This is a genomic window from Kitasatospora sp. NPDC048365 (assembly GCF_043200835.1).
Lineage (GTDB): Bacteria > Actinomycetota > Actinomycetes > Streptomycetales > Streptomycetaceae > Kitasatospora > Kitasatospora terrestris.
This window is the reverse complement of the sequence record NZ_JBICYJ010000018.1, coordinates 98198-115446: the sequence shown is the minus strand read 5'-3', so window position 1 is coordinate 115446 and position 17249 is coordinate 98198. Positions and strand designations below refer to the sequence as shown.

Sequence of the window (17249 nt, the reverse complement as noted above, 5' to 3'; positions counted from 1 at the left end):
GACCAGCAGCAGAATCCGGGTCTTCCAAGGCTTCGGATGGTCCTGGTGGAGGACCGCGGTGCTGCTGCGCCGCAGCGTCAGTTCCTGGTGTTCGCAGCCGTGTTCAGGATGCGCGCGAGGCGGTCGGATACTCGTGCGGCGACCCGGGGCGCACCGGGAGTGATGCCGGATGCCCGTATCGCTGCGAAGAGGCCGGTCGCCAGATCCATGGGGCACGAGGATCTCGAGGTCAGACTGCATCCCAGGTGCCGCGCAGCGTCGAGCGTCTCTGCACCCCGGCCCGGCGGAACAGCTTGCGTCGGCGTCTCCATCGGGCAGCCGGACGGCGATGGCCAGGTCGCCTCGAACGAAAACTCCGACACGCCGCCGTGTCGGCGATCGTGCACGGACAGGCGGTTCGCCGATTCGAGCAGGATCGTTGTCGCCGCGCTCCGCTCCGTTTCGCCGGCAGGTAACGGGCCGGAGAGCTGGAGGCAGCCGCAGTCCAGCCGCGCAATCCGGACACCGCTTGGCAGATGCGGCGACAGAGCGACCGCCGTCTCCTGCGGGGTCCGGATCTCCGGACTGTTCATCATCGGGCGCCTCGGCGGCCGCACTGGGTCTGGTTGCCATACCTGGACTCCCTGGAGCCCGTCACCGGCGTCGGGAGGGGCGGATGACAATGCTGTGGGAGCGGTCGCAGAGGCGGAAGCTCAGCCGGACCTCGCCGTGGCGCTTGAACAGGTCCTGCACACGGTCGACGGCTCCATCACCGAAGAAGACCTCGTACGCGGCATACTGCGTGTGCCCGATGGGGAGCGCCCGAACGGAGTTCCAGACAGCGGACACCGCGTCGTCCAGCCGGCTGAACTCGGCCAAGGCCGTGATGCCCTCGATCTCGGTCTCGTAGCGGAGACCTGCGGCCCGCGCTGGACTGATCACCACGCGTTCCTCCATTCCATGGACAAGAGCTCGGCAGCCCCTTCTGGAGATCAACACGGATGCCACGTGTCGACCTCCCCATGGTCGGCCAGACCGGGCGCTATCTGAATGCCATGCATGAGCCTCTTGTATGCCGCTTTGCTGCCATTACAGTCGGAGAGCCCATCTGAGTGCTCCTCATATGGCAGATATACGGCTACTGTTGAGAGTGAGGTCAGCTAGCCCTGCTGGAGGCGAGTCATGGCGCGGCAAACCGGGAACATCGCACTCAAGAGCGCACGCAACGCTGCAGGCCTGAGCAGTCAGAAGGCGCTCCTCGTCGCACTGCGGAACGCCGCTCTCGAGCTCGGCCTGGGGGACGTCAGTATCAGCCCCCGACAGGTCGCGCGATGGGAGTCCGCAACGCCTGGCTGGCCACGATCCGAGTATCAGAAGCTCCTGGTCCACGTGCTCCGGCTGCCTGTTGAACGGCTCGGCTTTCGACCTCCATGGGCCAGCGACACGCCGGCCATCGAGGATCCCGTGGGGGCACCTGCGCGGGTGCGTTCGTCTGCCACGGCGATTCGCTCCGGTGGCGCCCAGCCGGACACGATCGGCGCCGACTACGCAGTGGTCACTGATGCGCACCGTCGCATGTACTGGTCCGTCAGCCCGGCCACGCTGCATCAGGCCGTCGCGGAGCACGCCAACCTCGGCAGTGAGCTTCTCAACGAGACGAGGGGAGTTGCCCGCCGGATTCTCGCCACCGCACTCGCCGAGTCGCTACTGCTCTGCGGCCGGATCCAGTTCTTCGACCTGCGGCAGCCCGAGCAGGCGGACGGGACCTATCTGAGGGCGCTGCAAGCGGCCGGTGAGGCGGATGACGCCCTGCTCGGCGCCGCGATCCTCGCGCACATCGCGTTTGTCCCAGGCTGGCAGGGACGCCGTGCGGATGCCCAGGAGCGGATGCAGGCAGCACGGACGTACGCCCGTCGCGCTCCGGCCTCGACCGAGCTACTGGCATGGCTCGATGCTGTCGAGGCCGAGTGCCTCACCCGATGCGGCGACCACCAGGGCGCGCTCCGGCTGATCTGGCGCGCCGAGGAACTGCTTGCCGACGGAGCCGATCGCCCTGCCAGCCCGAGCTGGATGACGTGGTTCTCGGCGAATCGGCTCGCCGCGTTCAAGGGCAATACGGAGCTCGCCGCCGGGCACCTTCCGCAAGCTCGCACCACGCTGCAGGGAGTCCTCGAGGCTCTTCCAGCGAAGGACGGAAAACAGAGGGTGGTCGTGCTTGCCGACCTTGCCACAGTCGAGGCAACCGCGGGCAGGATCAGCGAGGCATGTGCCCTGCTCGGGCAAGCGCTCGATCAGCTCGACCTCACGTGGTACGCGACGGGAATGGAACGCGTTCGAGAGGCTCGCCGCACGCTGACCGAGTGGTCGAGCGACCCGCAGGTCCAGCGGCTCGATGACCGGCTGTACAGCTGGTCGGCGACCGTCAGCTCACTTCAGCGTTGAATTTGGCAATCAGATCCGGGAGTTCGGCCAGCGAGTCGATCCGGAACGTCGCCTCGGCAGCCGCTGGGTCGTGTTGCTGGATCCAGCCCCAGGGACCCCGGCGGATCAGCGCAGTCCGCATGCCCGCAGCTGCGGCGGGGAGGATGTCGTTGTCCAGGCGGTCGCCGACGTAGAGGATCTCTTCGGCCAGGGTAGGAGTGACGGCCGAGACCCGGCGGAAGAATTCGGGGTCGGGCTTGCTCGCGCCCCAGTCGTCCGAGGTGCCGATGAGGTCGACATCGCCCGTGAACAGTCCGCGCAGGATCCCGCCAGCGCGGACGGTCTGATTGCCGGCGATGGCGAGCCACAGACCCTCCGCCCGAAGGCGGGTCAAGGAGCGGCGAACGTCGGGATAGAGGTCGTCCTCCCCGAACCACTCAGCCTTGCCGGCAGCGGCGCGGCGCTCGCGCTCCTCGTGCAGGTCGAATCCCGGCCGGAAGACCTGGAAGGTCTCGCGGTAGTCCAAGCCGCGGGCGATCGTGGCGCCGAATTGTGCGACGAAGGTATGCCGAGGGACCCCGAGCCAGTCGGCCCACGTGCCGTACTCCCGGCTCTCGTCCACGAGACACTCGCCGACATCGAACACCACGGCCTTGATCGTCATGCAGGTCAGCCTATCCAGTGGTCCTGGAGGGCGATCACCAGTGTCAGAGGCCTACCTGGAGCCGGCAGTCTGGACGGCCCCCGCCCGAGGTACGGACATTGGGTGCGATACGCGCAGGGAAGCGGCGGCAGAAGCCTTCTCCCGCCCGTGCACGAGCGCCTATCTGGTACCCCGGCCTCGTGCCGGCACCTGGTCGGTGCTGCCGGCCTTCCGGCCGGGACCGGCCTCATAGGGTCAGCGTGCCCGGGTGGAACGTGAATAGATACAGCCACGCCTCCCGCGCGTCGGCTTCGGCCCGCACGGCGGCGGGACTGGACGCGGCGGTGCGCCGTGGCGAGGAGTCCGAAGCCGCGCCCTGTGGTGTTGAGGGATCGGCCCTACGGGCAGGGGTTGCGTGCGAGGGCGCTGCTGGCGGCGTACAGGCCCTCGGGACTGCCGCAGTCGAGAAGCTGCCCCGAATCAGTTGGATGAGCACGTCGTGGTCGCGGGCGAAGGCGGTGATGGCGTCGGTTGCCCGCAGCTCGCCGTCGACGGCGGGCTGGACCGCGGCGAAGTACGGCAGCACGGCAGCCGGGAGCAGGGTCCTGCTGATGTTGATGTGCGCGGTGCCGTGCCCGCGGTCGCCGGGGTTCCAGGCCCGTACCGAGTCCATCAGCGGCCGCGCCCTGGTGCCGGAGTGGTGTTGGACCACTCCGTAGCGCAGCGGCTGGTCGGAGGGGCGGACGGCGACGGCGACCGCGCCCGCAGTGCCGGCGTCCCGGCGGGCGGCCGCGAGGTCCGCGAGGTCCGATCCCTGGTCGGGGCGCAGCAGGAGGTCGTCGCCGGAGACGAGGAGGAAGTCGTCGTCGCCGATCCACCCGGCGGCGCAGATGGGGGGCAGGGCGGTGCCGTAGTGGCCGGTGTCGCGGGGTTGCTCGATGACGGTGGTCTCGGCGGCGATCGGCGTGGCGATCGGTGCGTACTTGTGCTGCCAGCCGCAGGCGGTGAAGTAGCGCTCCATCTCCGGGTCGGGGGTGAGGAAGTGGCGGACCTGGCGGGTGCACTCGCCGGGGGCGGTGACGACGGCGATCCGCTCGGCGACGGCGGCGATGCAGTCGGCGACGGTGTAGGACAGCAGGGGTCGGCTCCAGACGGGCAGCAGGCACTTGGGGGTCGTCTTGCCGATGGGGAAGAAGCGGCTGCCGACGTCGGCGGCGGCGATGACGGCGGTGAGTCCGGGCATGATCCACCTCTCGTGGGGTCGAGCGGGTTCGGGTGATCGTGCGCTGGTCCTCGGGCGGGAGCGTGAGTCAGTGGGCCGGGTGGGTCGGCGGGTCGAGCAGGAGAAGCGAGGGCGCGAGTTCCTCGAAGGAGCGCTCGCTGTCGGCCCGGGCGGGCAGGAGGGACCAGTTCGGTCCGGTGGCACGCCAGCGGGTGTAGTCCTCGGTGAGGTAGTACCGCCCGGCCTGGGAGGCGTGGGCCTGCAGCGCCTTGACCTTGTCGTCGATGTAGGGCGTGATGTCGACGAGGACGGAGGTGGTGAAGTCGTGATGGGGGGCGTGCGGTTTGCCGTGCAGGATCGTGGTGCAGGTCGGCACCCGGGCGGCGGCGTTCAGCGCGGCGCGGGCGACGGCCCGGTGGTCCTGATGGTCGTTGCCGCCGTGGGGTGCGTGGGTGAGCAGCACGGTGCAGCGCAGCCGGGTGAGCGCCGTCTCGATGGCGGTGACGAGTTCGCGGTCGGCCTCCAGCGCGCCGTCCTCGAAGTCCAGGCACTCCACGGCGATGCCGGTGTCCTGGTAGCAGGCCCCGAGTTCCACCAGTCGCTGGGTGGGGTTCAGGGTGATGCCGGCGGCGCGGTCGGCGACGGACACGCCGTTGGCTCCGTGGGTGGCCACGATGACGGTGACGGTCGCGCCCGCGTCGCTCCAGGTGCGCAGTGTCCCGTAGAACATGAGCAGGTCATCATCCGGATGGGCGACAACGGCCACCACGCGGGCGCTGGCGGTCAGGGCGATCGACATGTCCACTCCCCTTGGAGTCGCCGGAGGGCCGAGGCCGCCGGGCGGCGTACGGGGTCTGGCGGCGGATACCCATCACACCGCCGTACCGCGAGCCGGGGGAGGGCCCATGAGGGGGCCGATGGACGGCGGGAGGGCGCAGGCCGCGCGGTGCCGGGCGGGCTGAGGCGGGTGGCGGGTCCGTGGCAGTCGGGGCCGGTGGGACGGTCCGTGCCGCGTGGGCGGCGGGAGGGCGCAGGCGGGGCAAGCTAGCACAGCCGGGCCGGTTGCGCAGACGGGGCCGGTCGGGGCGATCCGGTCTGCCACGATGGTCGGGTGACCGCCACCGATGCCGCAGCTGTTGAGTTCTTCGACGCCCGGGCACTGCGCCTGGAGCAGGTGCCCGTTCCCCGGTTGTCGTCCGAGGAACGAGCGGCCATGGACCGATTCTGGGACGAGGCCGTGGCCCGGCAGCCAGCCCTGTTCGACGGCCCGGCGGTGGCCTGTATCGGAGTCGAAGCGAACGACGACGATGCCGCCCTGGTGCTGTCGTGGGCGCCGGTGACCTACCGCTACCGCGCGCTGCGCCGGATCGAGGGCTGCTCCTGGCTGCCCGCGTCGATCTTCGTCACCGTGCTGCAGCCAGTGGAGGGCGGCGGGCTGGTCGTCGGCCGGAGCGCCGACTTCACTGTGCACCCCGGACAGTGGGCACTGCCCGGCGGATCGGCAGAGCCGCCGACCGACGGCAAGAGCCTCGACCTGGCGGCGCTGCGGCGGCACGCCGCGCAGGAGCTGGTGGAGGAGATCGGTGTCACCGCCGATCCGGAAGACATGACCGTGTGGGGCGTCACCCGCGGCGAGCACGGCAACATCGGCGTGCACTTCCTGGCCCCGCCGGTCCCGACCTCCCTGGTGCTCAAGCACCACGAGATCCTGGCCGAGGAGGAGCACGCCCGCGGCGCCGGTCCCGAGCTGGACCGGCTCGCGATCGTTGGCAGCGTGCAGGACCTGACCGGTCTCGGGCGCTGCGCCGACTTCCTGCCGATGGTCGTCTCCCGATATGCCGGCGAGCGCACCCAGGCCTGACCACTCCCGGCTGGATCCCGGCCGCCGGGGCTTGTCGGCCCTGCCGTCGGTCCGTCGGCCCCCCCCTGTGAGCCCTGCCGCCGTCGGTGCCCGCCGGGCTGTGATGGCCACCGGTGCAGATGCGCTGCACCAGGACCTCACACCTGGGGGACGCCATGTCCGTACGCTCCCGAGGCCCCGTCACTCCGCCACCCGCCGCCGTGCGGCGACCGGGCGGCGACGAGTTCGCCGGCCTTCCGCCCCTGCTGCCGCACCTGGCCTATCTCGGTGCCGCCCTCGACGGACGCATCGTCGGCACCGATCCGGCAGCGGGCGGCGAGATGCCGCAGTGGGTCGAGCAGGAAGCCCTCGCCCTGTGGCAAGCCGAACGCACGGCCGAGCCGCTCGACGCACTGACCGTCCGCCGCCCGGGCCTGGACCTGGCGGACGCCTACCGGATCCAGTGGGCCGGCGCCGCCCACCGGATCACGGCCGGGGCCCGGCCGGGGCCCGGCCGATCGGCCACAAGGTCGGCCTCACCTCCGAGGCGATGCGCCGTCAGATGGGCATCGACGAACCGGACTCCGGCATCCTCCTCGACTACATGGCCGTCCCCAGCGGGGCCGAGCTCGCCATCGCCGACCTGGTGTCCCCGAGGGTCGAGACCGAGTTCGCGTTCCGCCTCGGCGAGGACCTGACCGGCGAAGCGGTCGACGTCGCCGCCGCACGCGGAGCAGTGTCCGAGGTGATGGTCGCCCTGGAGGTGATCGACGTCCGCGACATCAAGGGCTGGCCCGTGCGAAAGGCCTCTGTTCCTCCGACACCTTGAGAACCTCCGCGTGCCCGACGCCATCAGCTCGGCGGGGCGGGTGCTTCAGGGCTTCTTGTCGGCTGCTGGCTCATCCTCCTGCGGGAGGGCTAGCTTCTTCACGGCAAGGCCAGCGTGGCGCGCCCGCAACGCCTGGCCCGTGTCGTAGGTGAAGAGCTTGACCGGGCTGGCAGCTATCGGCTGGACGGCGAGAGCTCGATCAATGATCTCGTCGTCCGTGTCGGGCAGCCGCACGTGGCCCGGCGGGTCAACGAGCACTTCGACGGTGACCTTGGGGTGGGGCAGGCCGCCAGCTGCTGTCTCCGAGAAGTCAGGTTGGCGGTAGACCGCAGAAGAAACGCCGCTCCGGAAGAGGCCGTCCAGGACGCCGAGCGTGTGTCCGGCGCGCCAGCGAACGTGCCGGTCCCGGCTGTCCTTGAGACGGTCGAGCTCGTCGATCACCGCTATGGGAACCATGAGGTTCAGGGTGCCGTCGAAGACCTTGGTCACGTCCCGGAAGCTGAGCAGCTCCAGCTTTTCAGGGTGCCTGAAGAACATGCTGGTATCGAAGACGACATTGAGCGTGGGCTGGACTCGGAAGCGAATTGCCTGGCTCAACGACGCGACGGCGATGGCGAGGTCCTCGGTCCGTTGCCTGAGCTCAATGTTCAGCATGCCGTTTGCGAGCCGCACCAGGTCAGGCGAGGCAAGGACCTCCAACTTGCCGAAGATCTGCTCGTACCGGCGGGTGAAGACCAGACTGTCGACGTCCTTCGGGGCGAGGAGTGGGGCCAGTAGGCCTGCAGCTTCGTCGGCCCACTCCAGGTACGAGATCAACCGCTCGAACGCAGTATGCGGGCCGCTGGTGTAGAGGTTGCTCACCTTCTCGTGAACCCTGCTGAGCGTGACGAGGAGGTGGTCCCGGTCTGTGCCGGGGCGGAGGGTGAGGTGCATGGCGGGATGATGCCAGCGCCTCGGGGTCCACCTACGGCCTTTCCCGTAAGCCCCCTCATGAACGACGAGAAGGCCCTGCCCTGCCCTCAGCATGACGCCGAACCGCTGGGGCCTTCTGCATTCCTCAGCTCGGTCGGCGCCGCCACGCCACAACCTGCCCGGCCAGCATCAGCGCCACGCCGACCACGAGCAGCAGCACCACCGTGTCCTGCCGACCCGACAAGGCCGAGGTGCACACCAAGCCGCTCGCGTGAATGCCCGTCGGCTGGAACACCGACCCGCAGTCGTCGCTCACCGGCACCAGGCCCATCACCGCGCCCGCCACGGTCAGCACCCGGCCAGGCCACCGCAGCGCCGCCGACACCCGCTCCACATCGCCCATGGCCCCGCAGCCTCCCAGCCCGGTGCAAGGGCCGGTGGGCGGGTCGCCGAATCGTGACCCGCCCGCAGTCACGCCGAGCGATGCCCGACGCCCTACGCCACCGGTCCGATCCCGCCGGGCCCGGGATCCACCGGCGGCGCAGGTGCCCGACCGAGCGCCTTGCTCAAGAACCCGCCGACTGCCGCCGTGTCCCCCGTCTCGCTCGTACGCAGGAGGAACATCCGGATCAGCACGACCAGAACCGGTCCCACGAGCAGCCCCATCGGCCAGTAGTGGCCGGCCACCCCGAACCAGATCGCGCCGCCGATGCAGCTCAAGCTCACCAGCACGCCAGCGGCCACGCCCACAAGGTGCTGTCGATCGGCGTCCTTGAGCTTGGCCATCTCCAGCTCGTGGAGCCGTTCGCCGTCCTTGAGCTTGGCCATCTCCAGCTCGTGGAGCCGTTCGCCGTCCTTGAGCTTGGCCATCTTTAGCTCGTGGAGCCGTTCGCCGTCCTTGAGCTTGGCCATCTCCAGCTCGTGCTGGAGCTCCGCCCGCTTGATGCTCAGCTGCTGTTTGCGCTCGGCCTCTTGGTTCAGCGTGGCCAGCATGGTGACGACACGCGGCGTGGGGATGTCGCCCAACTTCTCGGCCATCTTGCTCGCCTGCTCGAACGCCCTGCTCTGCCACAGGTCGTCCGGTTCGAAGCCCTCCCCGTACTGCTCGTCCTCAGCCACGATGCTCCCCGGTGGGCCTGTCCGTCAGATCGTCGCCCAGAGCCCCACTCGTCGGGGTGGGCAGTTGGTCGAGCCGTTCCAGCAGTTCGACGAGGCCCCGGTCCAAGGTGTCCACGATCTCTTCCAACGAGGCCTCGTCGAGTTTGCCGAGCGCTGTGAGGTCGGTGTTCAGAAGCTGCCGCACCTGGTCCCGGACGAGCTCGGGCGAGCGGGTGGCACCGGGGCCTGTGTCCTCGTCGAGGCCCGCCTCGCCACTCAAGACGCGCGGCAGGAACCCTTTGAGACCGAATGCGCCGGTACTGCGCCATCGGTAGAAACCGGCTGAGCCGAGTTTGGGCTTGAGGGAGTCGAACGCGGAAAGCCCAGGGTCACCGCCGACACGCGGCGAGTTCAGCGGGGCAGAAAGCCCGCCGCGAAGCTGCAGCGGGCTGAGCAGGCTGTACGCGGTGCCAGTATTCAGCGCCGCTTGGCTGATGTCCTCATTCTCGTTCAGGTTGCTCGCTAGCCTGTCCATCTTGGCGGCGGTATCGCGGAACGAGGCGAGGATCCGTTCGACGGCGTCTTCGGCAATGGCCCGCCGAATCTTTTCGGTGGCCTCGATCGCCAACTTGCCGAAGGGGTCCTGTGGTTCGCCCGCCTTGAGGCTCTGCGTGATCCGTCGGAGGCCTGCACCGTGCGACTCAATGTCGTCCGCGGCGCCACGCAGGCTGGCCGCGCACTCCGCGAGCTGGGCGAGGTCGATACTGAAGCCCTGGCCGCCGGAGCCGCCAGCCGGGGTAGGGGGGATCGTCTGCGCGGCCTGATCGGCCATATCCTCGATCGGCCGGACAACGGTTCGGGCGAACCTGGCGGCCGCCGCCTCCAGCAGCTGGTTCAAGATCTTGCGGCGCACCCGCAGCGCCGCCGCCGCGCGCCACGAACCGGCAGCTGAGGCTTTCGCAAACTGGGTCTGGGAAACGGCGAGTTGCGTGATGACCTGGGCCTTGGTCAGCTCGACCACTACCGCTGCCGCACGCAGCACCTTGGCCGCCATGTGGCAGGTCTCGGCGGTCACCCTCGAGTACCCGGTGACGGTGCTCCACAGCTCGGCGAGCTTGTCGGCGGAGTCGCCCCGGTAGACCTCGTGCAGCCGGGCGAGCGCCGTGTCCGCCGCCGCCTGGGCGCTGTCCAGCGCCTCGGCGAACTCCTCCAACTGGTCTGCCAGTCGCCTGAGTTCGTCCTCATCGGCCCCCGGGAAGCGCACGCCAAGCAGGGCGATGACGTGATCGAGTCCCGGTGGTGGTTGCACAGCCATTGCCGCCCCCAGCTGCCCGCGACAGTCGTCCGGTCGCGCACTGCGACGATACACACGCGCGGCGGCACTTACCACTGGATCGCAGTGACCTCAGGGCGGCTGCACGCCAGTACACGGCAGTGACCCACGGCAGCGCCGCGCCTTCAGCTGCCCAGCCAGCTCGTAGGCCTCGGCGACCTCTACCAGCCGGGCCTGCTTCCGCAGCGCCCCCTCGATCAGGGAGAACCGGGCGCCGTCCTGGTCGCCGGACCGCGGCCGCCACTCGTACAGGCCCAGAACTGACGCAGCTCCTCCCGTTCGAATTGGTGGACGACGTGCTGGAACGAACCATGACGGTGCAGCGCAGACTGCGTCTGATCCCCTCTCGCGTCGGGGTGTACTTCGTCCTTGCGATGTGTCTCTTCCCGGACGCCGGATACCTGCGCGTGTGGAGTCACCTGGTTGCTGGGGTGCGGGACCTGGTCTCGTGGATCCCTTCGGAGAAGGCACTGCGCGAGGTGCGCCGGCGCCTGGGGCCTGCACCGTTCCGGGAGCTGTTCGAGACCGTGTCCGGCCCGCTGGCACAACCTTCGACGCCCGGAGTGAGCTACCGCAGATGGCGAACGGTCGCCTTCGACGGCTGCAGCTCCCTGGAGGCCCCCGACAGCCTCCGGATCCACGAAGCGCTGGGAAAGACGCGCCACCACCGGGGAATCGAGGGCATCCCGCACGTCCGCCTGATGGCCCTGTGCGAGACCGGCACCCGCGGCCTGCTCGGATCGGTGTTCGGACCGACGAGCACCGGCGAACCCGACTACGCGAGGCAACTGCTGCCGCTTCTGGACGAGAGCATGCTGCTTCTCGCCGACCGGAACTTCTCCGGCGACGAGTTCCTGAACGACGTGGCCGGCACCGGAGCCCAGATCCTGGCACGGCTCGCCTACCGTCGCCGCCCGGCCGTGATCGCTGTCCTGCCGGACGGGTCCTACCTGACCCGCCTGCGCGGCCGCACCCTCCGGATCATCGAGGCCGATGTGACAGCCGACTGCGCTGACGGCAGCCGCTTCGCGGACCGATACCGGCTGGCGACGACGCTCCTGGACCACCGGACCGATCCGGCGAACCGGTTGATCGCGCTCTACCACGAGCGATGGGAGGTCGAACTGTCCTTCCTTGCGCTCAAGGACACGCTCTTCGCAGGCCGGGTCATGCGCCCCCGCGACCCGGTGGGCATGCAACAGGAACTCTGGGCACTCCTGGTCGTCTACCAGGGCCTTCGCCGCGCGATGGTGGACGCAGTCGAGTCCCGGCCGGGCACAGACCCGGACCGCGCCAGCTTCACTGTCGCGCTCCACGCGGCGACTGAGCAGGTGATCACTGCGCATGGAGTCCTCGATTCAGACGGCGACCAGGGCGGCATCACTCTGGCCGTGCTCGGGGCACTACTGCCGCCCCGCCGTGCACGTACCAGCGCCAGACTCGTAAAATGCCCGGTCTCGAAGTACACCCTGGTCTCTCAGGACCGTCCCCGGAAGAGCCAAAGGATCAGCCTCATCGGCATCGCCGTCCTCCGGCGCGACGAGATCGAGCCCGACGACCTGGGCTTCAGAGAGCGCACCCTCCGCCTCCTGCGCACCGACCCCGGCCGAGCCTGGAGAACCGTCGAGATCAGCCGGGCGCTCGGCATCACCGTGACAGCGAAGTACCGCAGCCTGTGCACCCAGATCAACCAGTGGGCCGAGCAGACCATGCTGATCAGAGAGGGCCGAGGTCGATACCGGATCGCACCTGAATGGCTGCCACCGACAGACTGAAGGCTGATTAACTTGACTTCGTGCAGGGCGGCTTAACTCCGCGGCATTGGCTGTTCAAGACGGAGCTGATCAAGCCCCGACGGCCCTGGCGGACCCTCTCGCAGGTCGAGCTCGCCACCGCCGAGTGGATCGATTGGTACAACCACCGGCGACTTCACGGTGAGATAGGCCACGTCCCGCCCGTCGAGTACGAGAACACCTACCACCTCACAACCGCAAAACCACAGGTCACAACCACAAGCTGAGGTCTCTACCGAACCCGGGCGATTCACCGACCCCTGGGTGCGTCCGGCTGGCAACGGGTGGGTGGCGAGCGAGGGGGTGCAGGCTATTGGGACGCGGCCGCGGCGGATGCGGTGCTGTAGGGGGTCAGGTCCCGGTCCGGGTGGTGCGCCGCTTCAATTCGGCCTCGGTGACGACCTCCACGCCGACGGCGTGACGGCCGTGGAGGCCGGCCAACGCCCTGGGCGCAGCACTATGGCATCTGGGCCGCCGGTGGTGTGGTGAGGCGCGTGGGATGGGTAGGTCCGGGGCGGGGGTGGCCCGGGCCCCGGGCCCGAGAGTTGTGAACGAGGTGGGTGGGCAATGGCGCCGATCGTGCTGGTGCACGGGATCTTCAATTACGTCCGCGGGGCAGCTCCGGAGCAGGCGGCGGCACGTCGGCTGGCCGATTGCCGGCCCCGGCTGGTCGAGAGCCTGAGCCGGCTGTCCGTCGAGGCGCCGGAGATGGTGATGGCCTACTACGCGGACCTGCTGCGCCCGGATGGTCCAGAGCAGGCCCAGTCCGCGGGTGGCGATATGACCTTCGATGATCTGGGGCCAGCGGAGCGTGTGGCGGTGGCCGAATGGCTGGCCGCTGCCGGGGCCGTGCTACCGGAAGACTCCCAGAACGTGGCGCTGGCACCGCTCCGGCAGATGCTCGGCTGGCTGGTCGACCAGCGGGACGGCGGCCTGTCGGGCATGCTGCGGGAACAGACGATCCGCCGTCTGGAGCGTGTGCTCGTCGCGAACCTGCGCGAGGTGGAGGCCTACACCACCTGGCCGCAGCGGCGGAACCTGGTACGTGAGCGGGTCGCCGGGGTGATCCGGCAGGAGGCTCCGGTGGTGGTGATCGCGCACTCGCTCGGCTCCTACATCACCTACGAGGCCCTGCACGCTAGCCCAGATCTGCAGGTGGAGCTGCTGGTGACGGTCGGCTCACCACTGCGGGTTCCATCGCTTGCCCGCCGCCTGGACCCGGCGCTGCGCGCGGGTCGGGGTGCTCGGCCGGCCGGGGTGAAGCGGTGGGTGAACATCGCGGATGTCGGTGATGTGGTGGCTGTGCCACCCAAGCTTGGCGAGGTGTTTCCCGTCGATGCGGACGAGACCTGCGACAACGGTCTCGGGTTCCACGGGATCGGCGGGTATCTCGCCAACGGCCTGCTGGCGGCGGCTGTTGCACCGTATCTTTCCTGACAGACAATCAGGAGAAGGCGGGTCGCCGCGCGGGCCGCGCCCAGCTCTGAAAGCACGGACCGGGCACGTTCCGGGGCAGGGACTGGCGGATTGTTGCCTTCCCCCGGGACCTGGGTTCGGCTTCCTGAACCGTGCTGCTGGCCTTCGGCCGGGGCCGGGGCGGACGAGGGTCTGGCCGGCGGCGGGCCGTGAGAAGGAGGTCCGATGGTCAGGGCGCTGGTGGCGGGAGTCGGAGATTTCCCCGAGCCGTACGTGAGCGAGGACGACCAGGCCGACGGCGTCACCGCGTTCGAACCGCTGTCGGCCGTCCGGGAGGCGGTGCAGGAACTGGCCTTCGCCATGGATCGGGCCGGTGCCATCACGGGCGGGGACCCGCTGCTGGACTGCACCAAGGCGGAGTTCACCCGTGTCTGGGACGAACTGCGCAGGCAGGCCAGTCCGGTTGAGCCACTCGTCGTGCACTTCGCCGGCCACGGCGCCCGGCCCACCGATGGTGGCGCACTGTACCTGGCTGCCGTCGGCGGCGAAGCCCGCGACGACCTGCTGGACGACACCTGCCTCAGCGTCGAGAACCTTCTGCGCATCGCCAGGAACAGTGCTCGGCAGGTGCTGTTCCTGCTCGATGTATGTGGGGCCGGGCAGGCTGTTGTGCAGCAGCAGCTCGCCGACCTTGCCACGCGCCACCCGCAGAACGGACAACGCAACGTGTGGGTCATCGGCGCCTGCACTGCCGACGCCATCACCTACGATGCGCGTTTCACGACCGCCACCACCGAGATCCTGCACCGTCTCACCGAGGGCGACCTCGACATCAGCCCGGACCAGGAATACGTGCCGGTGGCGACCCTCGCCCGGGCCATCGACCGCCACCTCGCCGCCACCGACCGCTCCGCACGGCGCCCGGGCCAGAACCTCGTGCACACCCCCCACGTGCACGCCGACCCCCAGCCCCAGCCGTTCTTCCGCAACCCTGCCCACCGCGCGGACCTCCGCACAGGCCTCGTGTCCGGCATGAACCCGAGGCTGCGCGAATTCGCCCTCGCCTGCTCACCCGGCCTGGACCCGCTGCACTTCGCCACCCGGGCCGCGGGCCAGCCCACCGCCACCGACATCCTCTTCTCTGGCCGCACCTCACAGCTCCGGCAGATCCAGGCCTGGACCGATGAAACCGACGAGCGGTCGAGTCGGATGCTGGTGATCACCGGCGGCCCCGGCAGCGGCAAATCCGCACTCCTCGGCGTCACGACCTGCCTGCTACATCCCGAACTTGAAGAGTTCGGCGCCCGCGTCGCCCGCGTCGTCCCGGACTTTCGCCCTCGCCAGCCCGGCACCGTGCTGGCTGTCCATGCCCGCCAGCTCACCCTGCAGCAGATCACCGACTCCCTGCGCCACCAGCTTCACCGGCAGCACAACCCCGAACCCAGCCACGCCGGACCCCACGCGTCGACACACGCCGACGCTTCAGAGCAGGCATCCACGGCAGACCTGCTTCGGGAACTGCAGGAAGCCCACGACACCGTGGTGATCCTGGACGCCCTCGACGAGGCCGACAACCCCGCCGCCGTCCTCGACGAACTCATCCTGCCGCTCACCGCCACCAACTCCGTCAGCAGTACGGTCGGCTGTCGCGTCCTCATCGGCACCAGGCCGTGGTGGGACACCCTGTCGGCCCTGCACGACTACCTGATCGAATACCCGGACGTGCTCCTCGACCTCGACCCCGTCACCGAGGACGATCGCCGGGCCCTCGCCGACGACCTCAGCATCTACCTGGGCAAAATACTCCCTTGGCGGTACCCGCCCGAGGAGACCCGCAGCATCGCCGAACGGCTCGCCTCCTACAGCGACCACGGGGCCTTCCTCGTCGCCTACCTGTACGCCGACCACCTCAACACCACCCCACACCCATCCACCTCGGTCCCCCCACCCTGCAGCGTCACCGAGGTCTTCGACCTCCACCTCAACTCCCTCGCCGCCACCGAAGCCTGGGTCGGGCCGGTCCTCACCGCCCTCGGCCACGCCCGCGGCCAAGGCATGCCCCTCGACCTCATCCACGCCGCCGCCCTAACCCACCAGCCCCCCGCCCCCGGCCGGCCAACCCCCCAACTTGCCGACACCCGCCGAGCCCTCACCAAAGCCGCCTTCTACCTGCGCACCACCCCCGACACCGACCACCGCCTCCTCTACCGCTATTTCCACCAGGCCCTCGTCGACCACACCCAGCCTCGTACCGACCCTGCGGCCCTCCACTACACCCTGATCAGCACCGTCCCCACCACCGCAGGCGGGACCCCCGACTGGCAACACGCTCACGCCTACCTGCTCCGCCACGCAGCCGAACACGCCGCGGCCGCGGGCGGCCTTGCCCTCGACGAGCTCCTCACAGACCCTGGCTTCCTGGTCCATGCCGACCCCGACCACCTCATCCCCCACCTCCAGCAGGCAGGCACCAAACATGCCCAGCTGAACGCGCACATCTACCGCACCACCACCGCCCACGATCCGCGCAGGCACCGTCTCGAAGCCCGCCGCGATCTCCTCGCTCTCGACGCATCCAGCTGGCAGCAGGAGGACCTGGCCCGCATCATCAGCCACACCCCACCCGCCACCCCAACCACCCCGCTGACTTCGCGCTGGGCTACCCGGCGCATCCACCCCGCCCGAGTGCACACCCTGATGGGCCACACCGGCTCGGTAACTGCGGTGGCGGTGATTGCCGGCCCGGACGGCCCGCTGGCCGTCACCACCAGCAGCGACCGGACTGCCATCGTCTGGAACCTGGCGACCGGCCGGCGTCTGCACACCCTGACGGGCCACACCGGCTCGGTGAGTGCGGTGGCGGTGGTTGCTGGGCCGGACGGCCCGCTGGCTGTCACCACCAGCAGCGACCGGACTGCCATCGTCTGGAATCTCATCACCGGTCGGCGCCTGCACACTCTGGAAGGCCACACCGGCGAAGTGAGGGCGGTGGTTGCCGAGCCGGACGGCCCGCTGGCCGTCACCACAAGCTGGAACGGGACTGCCATCGTCTGGAATCTCATCACTGGTCGGCGTCTGTACACCCCGACCGGCCACACCGGCTCGGTGACTGCGGTGGCGACGGTGGCCGGTCCGGATGGCCCGCTGGCCGTCACCACCAGCAACGACCGGACTGCCATGGTCTGGAACCCGGCGACCGGTCGGCGTCTGCACACCCTGGAAGGCCACGCCGGCTCGGTGACTGCGGTGGCGGTGATTGCCGGGCCGGACGGCCCGCTGGCCGTCACCACAAGCTGGGACGGGACTGCCATCGTCTGGAATCTCATCACCAGTCGGCGTCTGCACACCCTGACCGGCCACACCGGCTCGGTGAGTGCGGTGGCGACGGTGGCCGGTCCGGACGGCCCGCTCGCTGTCACCACCAGCAACGACCGGACCGCCATGGTCTGGAACCCCATCACCGGCCGACGCCTGCACACCCTGGAAGGCCACACCAACTGGGTGAGGGCGGTGGCGACGGTGGCCGGGCCGGACGGCCCGCTCGCCGTCACCACCAGCCACGACCGGACCACCATCGTCTGGAACCCAGTGACCGGTCTGCGCCTGCGCACCCTGGAAGGCCACACCGACGTGGTGAGTGCGGTGGCGGTGGTCGCTGGGCCGGACGGCCCGCTGGCTGTCACCACCAGCAGCGACCGGACTGCCATCGTCTGGAATCTCATCACCGGTCGGTGTCTACACACCTTGGAAGGCCACACCGGCG

General features: G+C 69.5%; 16 protein-coding genes. 7 read left to right on the top strand and 9 right to left on the bottom strand.

Annotated features, from left to right (window positions below; genetic code table 11):
• Positions 1–77: 77 nt before the first annotated feature.
• Together ACGFX4_RS19980 and ACGFX4_RS19975 are read right to left on the bottom strand one after the other, a co-directional pair.
• A complete protein-coding gene (locus tag ACGFX4_RS19980) occupies positions 78–572 on the bottom strand; it encodes a hypothetical protein (RefSeq protein ID WP_393075921.1) in 495 nt (164 codons plus the stop codon).
• 61 nt (positions 573–633) lie between these two features.
• Complete coding sequence (locus tag ACGFX4_RS19975) at positions 634–936, bottom strand: hypothetical protein (protein WP_393075919.1); 303 nt, start codon at positions 934–936, stop codon at positions 634–636.
• 225 nt (positions 937–1161) lie between these two features.
• Here ACGFX4_RS19975 and ACGFX4_RS19970 point away from each other — a divergent pair, with 225 nt between their 5' ends.
• On the top strand, positions 1162–2421 hold the full coding sequence (locus ACGFX4_RS19970; RefSeq protein ID WP_393075917.1) for a transcriptional regulator: 1260 nt from the start codon (positions 1162–1164) through the stop codon (positions 2419–2421).
• Here the strand turns inward: ACGFX4_RS19970 and ACGFX4_RS19965 are convergent.
• From ACGFX4_RS19965 to ACGFX4_RS19955, 3 genes are all read right to left on the bottom strand, one after another.
• Positions 2402–3064, bottom strand: a complete 663-nt coding sequence (locus ACGFX4_RS19965) for an HAD family hydrolase (RefSeq protein ID WP_393075914.1) — start codon at positions 3062–3064, stop codon at positions 2402–2404. The genes ACGFX4_RS19970 and ACGFX4_RS19965 overlap by 20 nt on opposite strands.
• Positions 3065–3290: 226 nt before the next feature.
• The gene (locus ACGFX4_RS19960; RefSeq protein WP_393075912.1) at positions 3291–4286 is read right to left on the bottom strand and encodes a sugar phosphate nucleotidyltransferase; all 996 of its coding nucleotides are present in this window, start codon (positions 4284–4286) and stop codon (positions 3291–3293) included.
• A gap of 67 nt (positions 4287–4353) precedes the next feature.
• Positions 4354–5064: a PIG-L deacetylase family protein gene (locus ACGFX4_RS19955; RefSeq protein ID WP_393075909.1), complete on the bottom strand. Its 711-nt coding sequence runs from the start codon at positions 5062–5064 to the stop codon at positions 4354–4356.
• 312 nt (positions 5065–5376) lie between these two features.
• Here ACGFX4_RS19955 and ACGFX4_RS19950 point away from each other — a divergent pair, with 312 nt between their 5' ends.
• Positions 5377–6126, top strand: coding sequence for an NUDIX domain-containing protein (locus ACGFX4_RS19950; RefSeq protein ID WP_393075907.1), 750 nt, complete (start codon positions 5377–5379; stop codon positions 6124–6126).
• A gap of 529 nt (positions 6127–6655) precedes the next feature.
• Entirely contained in the window at positions 6656–6934 is a 279-nt protein-coding gene (locus tag ACGFX4_RS19945) for a hypothetical protein (protein WP_393075905.1), read from the top strand.
• A 45-nt stretch (positions 6935–6979) separates the two neighbouring features.
• Here the strand turns inward: ACGFX4_RS19945 and ACGFX4_RS19940 are convergent, their stop codons facing one another.
• The 4 genes from ACGFX4_RS19940 to ACGFX4_RS19925 form a co-directional block, all read right to left on the bottom strand.
• Positions 6980–7867 (bottom strand): PIN domain-containing protein, encoded by an 888-nt coding sequence (locus tag ACGFX4_RS19940; RefSeq protein ID WP_393075902.1) that lies wholly within the window; start codon positions 7865–7867, stop codon positions 6980–6982.
• 124 nt (positions 7868–7991) lie between these two features.
• On the bottom strand, positions 7992–8249 hold the full coding sequence (locus tag ACGFX4_RS19935) for a hypothetical protein (protein ID WP_393075900.1): 258 nt from the start codon (positions 8247–8249) through the stop codon (positions 7992–7994).
• A gap of 92 nt (positions 8250–8341) precedes the next feature.
• Complete coding sequence (locus ACGFX4_RS19930) at positions 8342–8965, bottom strand: hypothetical protein (RefSeq protein WP_393075897.1); 624 nt, start codon at positions 8963–8965, stop codon at positions 8342–8344.
• The gene (locus ACGFX4_RS19925) at positions 8958–10259 is read right to left on the bottom strand and encodes a hypothetical protein (RefSeq protein WP_393075895.1); all 1302 of its coding nucleotides are present in this window, start codon (positions 10257–10259) and stop codon (positions 8958–8960) included. The genes ACGFX4_RS19930 and ACGFX4_RS19925 overlap by 8 nt, the downstream gene beginning before the upstream one ends.
• Positions 10260–10537: 278 nt before the next feature.
• Here ACGFX4_RS19925 and ACGFX4_RS19920 point away from each other — a divergent pair, with 278 nt between their 5' ends.
• From ACGFX4_RS19920 to ACGFX4_RS19905, 4 genes are all read left to right on the top strand, one after another.
• Positions 10538–12052, top strand: coding sequence for an IS4 family transposase (locus ACGFX4_RS19920; protein WP_393076055.1), 1515 nt, complete (start codon positions 10538–10540; stop codon positions 12050–12052).
• Positions 12053–12072: 20 nt separating this feature from the next.
• Complete coding sequence (locus ACGFX4_RS19915) at positions 12073–12297, top strand: IS3 family transposase (protein WP_393075893.1); 225 nt, start codon at positions 12073–12075, stop codon at positions 12295–12297.
• Positions 12298–12637: 340 nt separating this feature from the next.
• Positions 12638–13507 carry a hypothetical protein gene (locus ACGFX4_RS19910; protein ID WP_393075891.1) on the top strand — a complete coding sequence of 290 codons (870 nt, stop codon included), beginning with the start codon at positions 12638–12640 and terminating at the stop codon, positions 13505–13507.
• Between the two features lie 204 nt (positions 13508–13711).
• Positions 13712–17249, top strand: a 3538-nt coding sequence (locus ACGFX4_RS19905) for an AAA family ATPase (RefSeq protein WP_393075888.1), incomplete at its 3' end; no start/stop codon positions are given.

What these genes read in the sequence shown, in the direction of transcription:
- ACGFX4_RS19980 (WP_393075921.1), bottom strand. Translation starts at nt 572, where the DNA reads ATGAACAGTCCGGAGATCCGGACCCCGCAGGAGACGGCGGTCGCTCTG.
- ACGFX4_RS19955 (WP_393075909.1), bottom strand. Translation starts at nt 5,064, where the DNA reads ATGTCGATCGCCCTGACCGCCAGCGCCCGCGTGGTGGCCGTTGTCGCC.
- ACGFX4_RS19925 (WP_393075895.1), bottom strand. Translation starts at nt 10,259, where the DNA reads ATGGCTGTGCAACCACCACCGGGACTCGATCACGTCATCGCCCTGCTT.
- ACGFX4_RS19975 (WP_393075919.1), bottom strand. Translation starts at nt 936, where the DNA reads ATGGAGGAACGCGTGGTGATCAGTCCAGCGCGGGCCGCAGGTCTCCGC.
- ACGFX4_RS19935 (WP_393075900.1), bottom strand. Translation starts at nt 8,249, where the DNA reads ATGGGCGATGTGGAGCGGGTGTCGGCGGCGCTGCGGTGGCCTGGCCGG.
- ACGFX4_RS19910 (WP_393075891.1), top strand. Translation starts at nt 12,638, where the DNA reads ATGGCGCCGATCGTGCTGGTGCACGGGATCTTCAATTACGTCCGCGGG.
- ACGFX4_RS19970 (WP_393075917.1), top strand. Translation starts at nt 1,162, where the DNA reads ATGGCGCGGCAAACCGGGAACATCGCACTCAAGAGCGCACGCAACGCT.
- ACGFX4_RS19940 (WP_393075902.1), bottom strand. Translation starts at nt 7,867, where the DNA reads ATGCACCTCACCCTCCGCCCCGGCACAGACCGGGACCACCTCCTCGTC.
- ACGFX4_RS19945 (WP_393075905.1), top strand. Translation starts at nt 6,656, where the DNA reads ATGCGCCGTCAGATGGGCATCGACGAACCGGACTCCGGCATCCTCCTC.
- ACGFX4_RS19960 (WP_393075912.1), bottom strand. Translation starts at nt 4,286, where the DNA reads ATGCCCGGACTCACCGCCGTCATCGCCGCCGCCGACGTCGGCAGCCGC.
- ACGFX4_RS19965 (WP_393075914.1), bottom strand. Translation starts at nt 3,064, where the DNA reads ATGACGATCAAGGCCGTGGTGTTCGATGTCGGCGAGTGTCTCGTGGAC.